Source organism: Staphylococcus simulans, from assembly GCF_002902285.1.
Taxonomy (GTDB): Bacteria; Bacillota; Bacilli; order Staphylococcales; family Staphylococcaceae; genus Staphylococcus; species Staphylococcus simulans.
In genome coordinates, this window is the sequence record NZ_PPRU01000004.1 from 122,270 (window position 1) to 132,461 (window position 10,192).

Here is a 10,192-nt window from a genome sequence, read left to right on the forward strand (position 1 = left end):
TGTTTCTCCTTCTTCCTTTTAATATAATTGATATATAAACTAAGAAAGGGAGTGTTTTGTATGGCTAAGGTCTATATTGCAGGCCCTATCCCACAAGTAGGACTTGATATTCTAGAAAAGAATAATATCGAAGTCGATATGTACGATGGTCCAGGAGTTGTGGATCAAGAAACATTAAAAAATGGCGTGAAAGATGCGGATGCATTAATCAGTATTTTATCTACAAACGTAGATAAAGACGTCATCGCAGCAGGCGAAAACTTAAAAGTGATCGCAAACTACGGTGCCGGCTTTAATAACGTAGATATTGAATATGCTGAATCTAAAGGCATCTATGTGACAAACACACCTGGCGTTTCAACACGCTCAACAGCAGAATTAACATTTGCGTTAGTTCTTGCAGTGGCACGTCGTATTGCTGAAGGTGATCAGTTATCACGTACGAAAGGATTCGATGGTTGGGCACCATTATTCTTCAGAGGACGTGAAGTATCAGGTAAAACTATCGGTATCTTCGGTTTAGGAAATATCGGTTATGCAGTTGCTAAACGTGCGAAAGCATTCGATATGGATATCCTTTATACAGGTCCACATCGTAAAGAAGATAAAGAAAAAGAATTAGGTGCGAAATACGTTGATTTTGACACATTATTAAAAGAATCAGACTTTATCACAATCAACGCTGCTTACAAACCAGAATTGCACCACTTGTTCGATACAGAACAATTCAAACAAATGAAACCGACAGCTTATTTAGTTAATGCTGCGCGTGGTCCGATTGTAAACGAACAAGCACTTGCTGATGCATTGAAAGACAAAGTCATCGAAGGTGCAGCGTTAGACGTTTATGAATTCGAACCGAAAATCACTGAAGACTTGAAATCACTAGACAATGTCGTGATTACGCCGCATATCGGTAACGCTACATTTGAAGCACGTGACGGCATGGCTGAAATTGTCGCAAATAACACAGTAGATGTCTTAAAAGACAACAAAGCACCACAATATGTTGTAAATAACGTTAAATAAGATTTTTACACTTAAGTAAAATGAGGCCTGGGAAAATATCCCAGACCTCATTTTTTATTTCTTTATTTTATCGTTTTAAACGATGTTGGTTGTTTATACAGATTTCGTTTTGTATAAGAATTTCGCTTGATTTGAAATCAATTTAGACGGTGTGCGTTTCAACACAAAGTTGCGCAAGCCAATCATCAAGCCATTTTGATATTGTGCTTTTTTACCGATACTGCGAGAACGTTTAATCACTTTTGCAGTATGTTTCACACGTAACGCATCATAACGTGCTAAAGCTTCTCTGAAATCATAAGTATTTAAGCAATTTGCTAACACAATCGCATCTTCCATCGCTTGTCCTGCACCTTGTCCCATATTCGGTGTTGTCGCATGAGCTGCATCACCTAGTAATAATGTGCGACCATAGACGAAGGATTGAAGCGGTGTTAAATCGTAAATATTATGGTGTAAAATACCCGTTTCACTTTGTTGGTCTAGAATACGTCTGACCTCATTTGGATAGTTATTGTAATATGCTTGAATATAAGGTTTCGTGAACTCTTTAAATTTAGGATCGTTTTCTTTCGCATTAACCGCAATAAACCAATACGCTTGGTTATTTAACATCGGTACAATCCCTACACGGCCTTTAGCACCCCAAAACTCTTTCGCTGTATGCGGATCATTCAAAGTTACATCGTCGACCATTCCTCTGAAGCATGTATAACCTTGGTAGTTAACAGTGGCTTTAGGGTTTACTTGTCCACGAATAATTGAATGTACGCCATCTGCACCGATACATAAATCAAAGTAATGTGTATCACCTTGTGCAGTTGTTAAAGTAACTTTCGAACTGTTTTGTACGAGTTTCACGATTTTAGTTCCTGTATGGATTAATTCTTTTGGAACATAAGATACGATAACATCTAATAAAGCTTGTCTTGGCAGTGTTAAATTAACTGTTCCTTTTTTCATCACTGCTTTATTTAATACATGTCCTTTGTCATCTAAAATTTCCATTTCTTTGATGACTTGTCCTGCATTTTTAATTCCTTTTGCCATATCATGATTGCCGAGTTTGTCTAATACATTACCACCGATGCCGATACCGGCACCGATTTCTTTGATTTCATCTTGTTGTTCAAATACATGTATTTCGTGATCTTGTTCATGTAATAAGGCAGCTGCGGTGAGTCCGCCAATGCCGCCGCCGACAATTGCTATTTTCATCTCAATAATCCACCTCTTTTTAACACTTCCTATTTATTCTATCATATTCCCTATTTCCTATGTATCTAGCTGGATAGCTTAAAAAAAGAGGGCTGCTGCCCTCTTTGGTTATTTATAGAAGTTAATACGAATATCATCTTTTTTAATACCATATTTTTGATAATACGTATCCATCATACCTGCAATATTTTGATCCCAACCGATGTCACTCGCATATTGATGCTGACCAGGATTGCTAGGATTCCAACGCATTTGATAAAGTGAAATTTGTCCTTTATCGAAGAAGTCTTCTCGTACAAAACGTGCACCGCCCATAATTGCACGTTCTGGTGACGTCCACTTCTGCTTTTTCGCATAACTATGGCCATGCTTCATTGCGTCTTCATCAAACGCACCGATGCCATAAAAATTATAATATGTTTTTCCTTTAAACTTAATGCCTTTCGATAACTCAGAACGTCCATGTCCTGTTTCTACTAATGCATGGCTGACGAGATAAATAACATTCACATCATATTTATCTTGTGCCTTTAAAAATGCGTCCCCTTTATTTTCAAGCACGCCTTTGCCTTTTAATAATTGATTCACTTCTTTTTCATCCATTGAGACAGGCTCTGAAATATCCATATAACTGATATTATGATTCTGTCTTTTAATTGCCATAGCTTGTTCAACATCTGCTTTAGATGCATTCACAAATTGACCATTGTCTTCTTTCGTATTCAATACACCTTTTGAAGTTTGAAGTTGAACAGCTTCATCAAATGTATAATTCTTATCATTGCTGAACCAATTCGTTTCATTAATGATAAATAGAATAATAAAAGTTAAAAGAATTAAGCCGACAAACAGCCTGAAAATACGCGTTTTTACTTTACGATTCATTATGCGAACTCCTCATGTATTTTTTCTATTTCAACATAAAGTATGCTGCAATGATTACAATCATCACAATTGTAAAAGAGAGATTGATAATTATCTTCATTCCTGTTCTGTCACGGAATAAAACATTAAACATCATTAAACTGATAATTAAACCGATCGCAAACATGGTAATCGCAAGCACGGCTTTCATCATAATCAAAAAAATAAAACCAAGCACGACAAATAAATTTGAAATCAGTGCTAAAGCTTTTAATATGTTCGGGTTAATCGTCAACACCTTCTTTCTATCATCTACATCTAAATTCTATTAAAGTTTATCATATTTCTGACAGCGTCGGCAGATAGATTCTGTATGTAAAAAAAGAGCCGTTCTAAAAAGAACAGCTCTTATAGAATAACGCTTAATCTTCGCGTGACATTCCTTTTAATAAGTTTACGAAATACGTAATACTTCTGTTTGCTTCATCGTCTTTCAATAAGCCGACTAAGCTAGAAATTGTTGTACGTTGATTTGGACTTGCAGCATTCGCATTTTTAAGTCCTTTGTTCAACTTAAGCAACATTTCTTCTGTACCTGCTACATCCACTTTACCAAGCATGAATACAAGTGGTGCTAAGTTGTTTAATAAGCCAGTATATTGCTCTTTATTCAACTCTTTTGTGATCTTGTTTGTAATGAAGCCACGTTTTTCAACTGCGCCGATACCAGCGTCTAAGATTTTCGCATCATCTAAGACACGCATTAAACGGATCGCTTTGATGATGACATCTTTGTTTTCTGAAATGGCATCAGTAACCTCTGCAAGATCTTTCGCTTTTTGCTCTTCATGTGAAATTTCCATACGTTTGATTTTTCTAATGTTTTCAGCCATCGTGTCTCACCTGATTTCCTGGGAACACGTAGTCTGGACGTGCCCATTTTTTCTGAACTTGAACACTGTATTGCGGGTTACGTTCTGTATTCACACGGAAGTTAGAAGGGTTAAGTGGTGACTTACCTCTACGTGTAATGACTTCCATACGTGCTGATGTACGTTTGTAAGATGGTGTATCTGTGTCTTTGTCAACGTCACTGTTTGTCAGCATATTGACTGCACCTGCAGTACCATCTTCGTCAGCGTTATTATTCATCGGAATATAGATTTCTTTACCTTTAACACGGTCAGTAATGTGAACAACTAATTCAACTTGACCTGTTGAAGAAACTAATCTTACATCTGCACCTTCATGAATACCGCGGTCTTCCGCAAGTTCTGGTGAGATTTCAACGTAAACATTCGGCACTTTGTATTTGATACCAGGCACTTGGTACGTCATATTACCTTCATGGAAGTGTTCTAGGATACGACCATTGTTAACATGGATATCATATTCTTCATCTTCTTTGAAGAAGTTGTCGAATGTTAATGGATATAATTTGGCACGTTTATTAGGGAAGTTGAACCCGTCTAAGTATAAAGTAGGTTCATCTGTTCCATCTTCATGTACAGGCCATTGTAATGAATTGTAACCTTCTAAACGGTCATATCTTACACCAGCGAATAATGGTGTTAAGCTTGCCATTTCATCCATGATTTCACTTGGATGTGAGTAGTTCCAGTCTAATCCAACTTTGTTTGCGATCAATTGAATGATTTCCCAGTCAGGTTTTGAGTCGCCTAATGGTTTCATTGCTTGATATAAACGTTGGATACGACGCTCTGTATTTGCGAAAGTACCTTCTTTTTCAAGTGAAGGACTAGCTGGTAAAACAACGTTTGCGAAACGTGCTGTTTGTGTCAAGAATGCATCTTGAACGACTAAGAAGTCGACTTTTTCAAGCGCTGCTTGTACAAAGTTGATGTTTGCATCTACGATACCAGTGTCTTCACCATAGATGTACATTGCGTCGATTTCATCGTTATGGATACCTTCCATCATTTGATGGTTATCACGTCCAGCAATAGCTGGTAGTTCCATACCCCATGCTTTTTCGAATTTCGCACGTACTTCATCGTCAGTTACATCTTGGTAACCAGGGAATTTATCCGGCATACTACCGCCATCACTACAACCTTGTACGTTGTTGTGACCACGTAATGGATAAGCACCTGTACCTTCTCTTCTATAGTTACCTGTTACTAATAACAAGTTAGAGATTGCAGTACTTGTATCACTACCGATGTCTTGTTGAGTAACACCCATCGCCCAAGCGATACATACGCCATTAGAATCAACCATTTCATGTGCGAAGTGAATCAAGTCATCTTTAGGAATGCCTGTTGTTTCTTCCGCAAATTCTAATGTGAATGGTGCTAATGATTTGTAGTACTCATCGAAGTGATCTACCCACTCATCGATAAATGCTTTATCGTGAAGGTCATTATCGATAATGTATTTAGTAACCGCAGCTAACCATGCCAAGTCAGTACCTGGTTTTGGTTGATAGAATTTGTCTGCACGTTCAGCCATTTCATGACGACGAATGTCGAATACATGAAGTTTGTTACCGAATAATTTATGTCCACGTTTGATTTTAGAAGCAATAACTGGGTGAGCTTCAGCAGTGTTTGTACCTACTAATACCACCATGCCTGCTTTCATTAAATCATCCGCTGAACCTGAGTCACCACCGTGACCGACAGTTCTGAATAAACCTTTCGTTGCGGGTGCTTGACAATAACGTGAACAGTTATCGACGTTATTTGTACCCATTTGACGTGCTAATTTTTGCATCAAGTAAGATTCTTCAATTGTACCTTTAGATGATGCAATGAATGATAATGCATCTGAACCTTTAGCTTCTTTGATACGTAAGAAGTTTTCGCTAATTACGTTCAATGCTTCTTCCCACTCTACTTCAACGAATTCGTCACCTTTACGTACTAAAGGTTTCGTTAAACGTTCTTCAGAGTTGACGAAGTCCCAACCGAATTTACCTTTCACACAAGATGAAATACGGTTAGCTGGTGAATCATGTTGCGGTTGAACTTTAAGAATTTCACGGTCTTTCGTCCATACATCAAATGAGCATCCCACACCACAGTATGTACATACTGTTTTCGTTTTCTCAATACGTTCTTCGCGTAATGCAGATTCTGAATCTGAAATTGAGAATAATGGACCATAACCTGGTTCTGCTTTCTTAGTTAAGTCAATCATGTCTGCTAATGTACCTGGTTCAGTATCAGTCATGTAACCTGCTTCACCCACCATGTGGTTTTCCATCATTGCGTTACATGGACATACAGTCGCACATTGTCCGCAAGATACACATGATGATTCGTTGATTGATACGTCGTTATCCCAGATAACACGTGGTTGTTCACGTTCCCAGTCGATTGATAATGTTTCATTGACTTGAACGTCTTGACAAACTTCTACACAACGACCGCAAAGAATACATTGACTTGGGTCATAACGATAGAAAGGACCGAAGTCTTTCTCGTAACCTTTGTCTTTATATTCATATGATTGTTCCTGAACACCGAATTCATCCATTGTATTATGGATTTCACAATCACCGTTGTTGTAGTCACATACTGTACAATACAGAATGTGCTTTTCTAAAATACGATCTAAAGCTTCTTTTTGAGATGCTTTAACATCGCTGTTTGTCGTATTAACGACCATTGGTCGATCAATTGTTGTGCCGCATGCACGTGCAATCTTTCCGTCGATTTCTACTGCACATGTATCACAAGTTTCAATCGGCCCTAATGATTCGTTATAACAGATTGACGGCACAAATGTATCTCTAGATTTAATAAACTGGAGAAGATTCGTACCTGGTTCCACAAGATAGTCTTTCCCGTCTAATGTAAGGACAAGATGTTCTTGCATGTAATCACCCCTATATTCTGAGGTCTTGCAAATGTGTTTAAGCTGATGACATACCGACAGGTATACTGAATTCTGATTGATGAGGGTCAAAAAAACAGTATAAGAGTCGCATGAAATCCCCGATGTCACGCTTATGTCACAGATACGAATGTATGTATCAACATTAATATCTATTGTAATTAAGCAATCTTTAGATGAACAATGCAACGAAGTTTGCGGTTGCATCTCACTTCCTTTAGAAACATTCAGCCTCTAAAGATTCAACTCATTTCCTAAACCTCTATTTATTTTATATATTCCGTAAATATTGAAGACTAGTCTTTTTTTGCCCCACGCAATAAAAAATAGTCTTATTACTAATTCTATTACTTTTAAAGTTAAATGTTAAGTCCCATACTTATATATTCTCTCTAAAGTTGACATATTAAACTTTTTATTCATGAATCTCTTTTTTTGGTGCCGATTTAAAGGATTTAACATAATGTATTACTCTATTTCATAGACGAATTAGTTTAAACTTTCTTTTAAAAAATACCGACATATCACATGCCGGTATTTTGCTTACTTATCGTGTAATCTACCTAATACTTCTTGTTTAATAATATTGATAGCTTCATCAAATTTTTCTTCATTATGGTTTGCATCTGCATGTGCAATTAATGAATTGACTAAATCAGCATCATTATATTCGCTGACTTTCAATTTGAATTGATCAATTCCAACTTCTACAGTGTTGCCATTCGGTTGGAATTCATTGATGCCATAATAATTATCTGCACCTAAGCCGCCTTCATCAACCATTTCAGATACATCTTGTACTTCTTTTTCATCTACTTTATTTTGATCTTTATTATTATTTGTCATAAAAAATTCCCCCTCTGTTTATCATTACCCCAAAACATGTATTTTATTTATATACAATTTTAAATTTTAGGGTAAAATAATACCAAGACAAAGATTAACCCTGCCTCGGCATTTCATTTATAATTCTAAATTTTGTCTTAGCGCATTTGAAACGTTATTCAATGAACTTTCATCAGGTACAAAGTAATAAACGCCATCACTTTGAATACCTCCACCGCCTTGTAGTTCTAAACGGTTCATATTTTCATTTGCTTTTTGATATTTAGAACGGACTGTATTTAATTCACCTAGAGATAGGTCAGTTGTAACATTCTCTTTGATTTGATCCGTCACACCATTAAAGTTCGTTAGTGACTTCACACTTGTTAATTCATTCGCAATACCACGTAACACTAATTGTTGGCGCTCTTGACGACCGAAGTCACCGCCTGCACCTTCTTCTTTACGTGAACGAATAAACGCTAAAGCTTTATCACCATCTAAATGTGTTTTTTCGCCCTTCACAAAGCTGTATCCACTATAACTAAATGTCGCATTACTGATAACATCTACACCGCCGATTTCATCGACCATACCTTTGATGCCATCCATATCAACTGTCGCATAATGATCAATCGGTACATCCAACAATTTCTCAAGTGATTTCACAGCCATATCCGGACCACCATACGCATAAGCATGATTGATTTTCTCTACTGAATCATGTCCGACAATTTCAGCTTGAGTATCACGTGGGATACTGACAATTTCAGTTGTCTTTTTATCTGGATTAATAGATAACACCATGATTGAGTCAGAACGTTGTCCGTCCCCTTCACTTTGACGTTTTTCATTACTATCCACACCAAATAAAGCAATTGTGAATGGATCACCTTTGTTTAAATCTACTTTTTCTTTTCGTAATTCTGATTTGTCTCTGTCTAGAGGGTTATGAATCTTTCCGCCAACCGCAAAATTCTTAATTGCTAAGTAGATTGCTGCAACAAGCGCAAGTATTACTAAAATTCCAAATGCCCATAATAATATTTTTGGTACAAGTCCCATTTTACGACCAGGTTTATCTGTTCTCTTCACCCAACCACTCCTCATCTTTCATTTCAATCCATTATATTATAGTTGATTTTAACTAACATGGTGCTTAAGTCTTAGTTATTTTATTAACTTGATAACCGCCTTTTTGATTTAATATTTCAAGGACCGCTTCATGACACCCTTTATTACTAATAATAAACGGTCCGCCAACCGCAAAATCAATTGGTTCATTATCAAGATTCGTCATTTTCAAATCAAGTTCTTTCGCAAATAAAAACTGTGCAGAAATATCCCACGGTTTCGCATTTGTATTAATGTGTGCTCCGAATTGACCTTTCATCACGCGTAAAGAATCTAATCCGCAAGCCCCGATTAATCGATAACTGAACGCTGCCGCTTTTAAATCTGCTTGTGTATGATCATTTAAAACATATGGATTATACGACAGAATCATTTCACTGATATCTAAAGAAGGAACCTTAGGCATACGTACTTCATTTTCAAATGCACCTTCATCTCTGATGGCTTTATAAAGTGTATGGTGCGGATAATCATAAATGTAAGCAAGCATCGGTTGACCTTCTGAGAAATAACTTAAGATAATACAATAATCTGTTTTTTGTTTTACTAAATTCGCAGTACCGTCAATCGGATCCATTATCCAAACATCGCCATGTTTCGCATCTACTAAATCATTATTTTTTTCTTCAGCGAAAAGTTCATGACTTGGGTAATGTTCTTTTAAAAATGCGTCAAATTGATCTTGAATCATTTGATCTACATTGGTTACTAAATCAAACTGATTTGCTTTTGTTTCTGTATGCATATCCGCAATCAGTTTAGGAATAATATCATCCAACCCTTTCAACCAGTGTCTGATTGCTTGGTCTAATTGAAGCAGTTGATTACGATTCAAATTACACACCTCATCCTTTATTTTTCTTATGTATGTTTTCATTCTAGCATGGAACACAAATGAACTGTTAACGACTTTATAATCAATAAAAAACCGACTAGCTTAACTAGTCGGCATAGAAAGGAAAGTAAGTAATAATATTGAAGATGTTAATTAACTAGTGATTCGCACGTTCTAATAAATCACACGACATGATTTATCATTACCCCTTTGTTCACTAAGTGCTATCTCCTAGTTACTAATGATAGTTTAGCACATAATTTTATAAAATGTAAGCGTTTACTTGAAATTTTTTCGACTTTTTTTAATTTTTTCTACAAGTACATTACCTAAAAACATCAAATTTTAAGAGATATGATATAATGATTGTAATATGTAATATATCGGAGGTGGCTTAATTGAATAAAATAGAACGTCAAAATAAAC

The 10,192-nt window shown here is 36.4% G+C and carries 9 protein-coding genes; 1 reads left to right on the top strand and 8 read right to left on the bottom strand.

The window, feature by feature from the left end; all coding sequences use genetic code 11:
- The first annotated feature begins 60 nt into the window (after nucleotides 1-60).
- Nucleotides 61-1,029 (top strand): 2-hydroxyacid dehydrogenase family protein, encoded by a 969-nt coding sequence (locus CD112_RS01290; RefSeq protein WP_002479640.1) that lies wholly within the window; start codon nucleotides 61-63, stop codon nucleotides 1,027-1,029.
- Between the two features lie 93 nt (nucleotides 1,030-1,122).
- Here CD112_RS01290 and CD112_RS01295 read toward each other — a convergent pair whose 3' ends face one another.
- From CD112_RS01295 to CD112_RS01330, 8 genes are all read right to left on the bottom strand, one after another.
- Nucleotides 1,123-2,247, bottom strand: coding sequence for an FAD-dependent monooxygenase (locus CD112_RS01295; protein WP_103363705.1), 1,125 nt, complete (start codon nucleotides 2,245-2,247; stop codon nucleotides 1,123-1,125).
- Nucleotides 2,248-2,355: 108 nt separating this feature from the next.
- The gene (locus CD112_RS01300) at nucleotides 2,356-3,132 is read right to left on the bottom strand and encodes an N-acetylglucosaminidase (RefSeq protein ID WP_103363706.1); all 777 of its coding nucleotides are present in this window, start codon (nucleotides 3,130-3,132) and stop codon (nucleotides 2,356-2,358) included.
- 25 nt (nucleotides 3,133-3,157) lie between these two features.
- Nucleotides 3,158-3,409, bottom strand: coding sequence for a hypothetical protein (locus CD112_RS01305; protein ID WP_037556062.1), 252 nt, complete (start codon nucleotides 3,407-3,409; stop codon nucleotides 3,158-3,160).
- Between the two features lie 124 nt (nucleotides 3,410-3,533).
- Nucleotides 3,534-4,004 (bottom strand): helical membrane plugin domain-containing protein, encoded by a 471-nt coding sequence (locus CD112_RS01310; RefSeq protein ID WP_002479643.1) that lies wholly within the window; start codon nucleotides 4,002-4,004, stop codon nucleotides 3,534-3,536.
- Entirely contained in the window at nucleotides 3,997-6,954 is a 2,958-nt protein-coding gene (gene fdhF / locus CD112_RS01315; protein ID WP_103363707.1) for a formate dehydrogenase subunit alpha, read from the bottom strand. Before fdhF ends, CD112_RS01310 begins: the two co-directional genes overlap by 8 nt.
- Before the next feature lie 561 nt (nucleotides 6,955-7,515).
- On the bottom strand, nucleotides 7,516-7,818 hold the full coding sequence (locus CD112_RS01320; protein ID WP_002479645.1) for a hypothetical protein: 303 nt from the start codon (nucleotides 7,816-7,818) through the stop codon (nucleotides 7,516-7,518).
- Between the two features lie 117 nt (nucleotides 7,819-7,935).
- Nucleotides 7,936-8,892: an LCP family glycopolymer transferase gene (locus CD112_RS01325; RefSeq protein ID WP_170121952.1), complete on the bottom strand. Its 957-nt coding sequence runs from the start codon at nucleotides 8,890-8,892 to the stop codon at nucleotides 7,936-7,938.
- 64 nt (nucleotides 8,893-8,956) lie between these two features.
- Nucleotides 8,957-9,766 carry an inositol monophosphatase family protein gene (locus tag CD112_RS01330; protein WP_057509918.1) on the bottom strand — a complete coding sequence of 270 codons (810 nt, stop codon included), beginning with the start codon at nucleotides 9,764-9,766 and terminating at the stop codon, nucleotides 8,957-8,959.
- Between the last annotated feature and the right edge of the window lie 426 nt (nucleotides 9,767-10,192).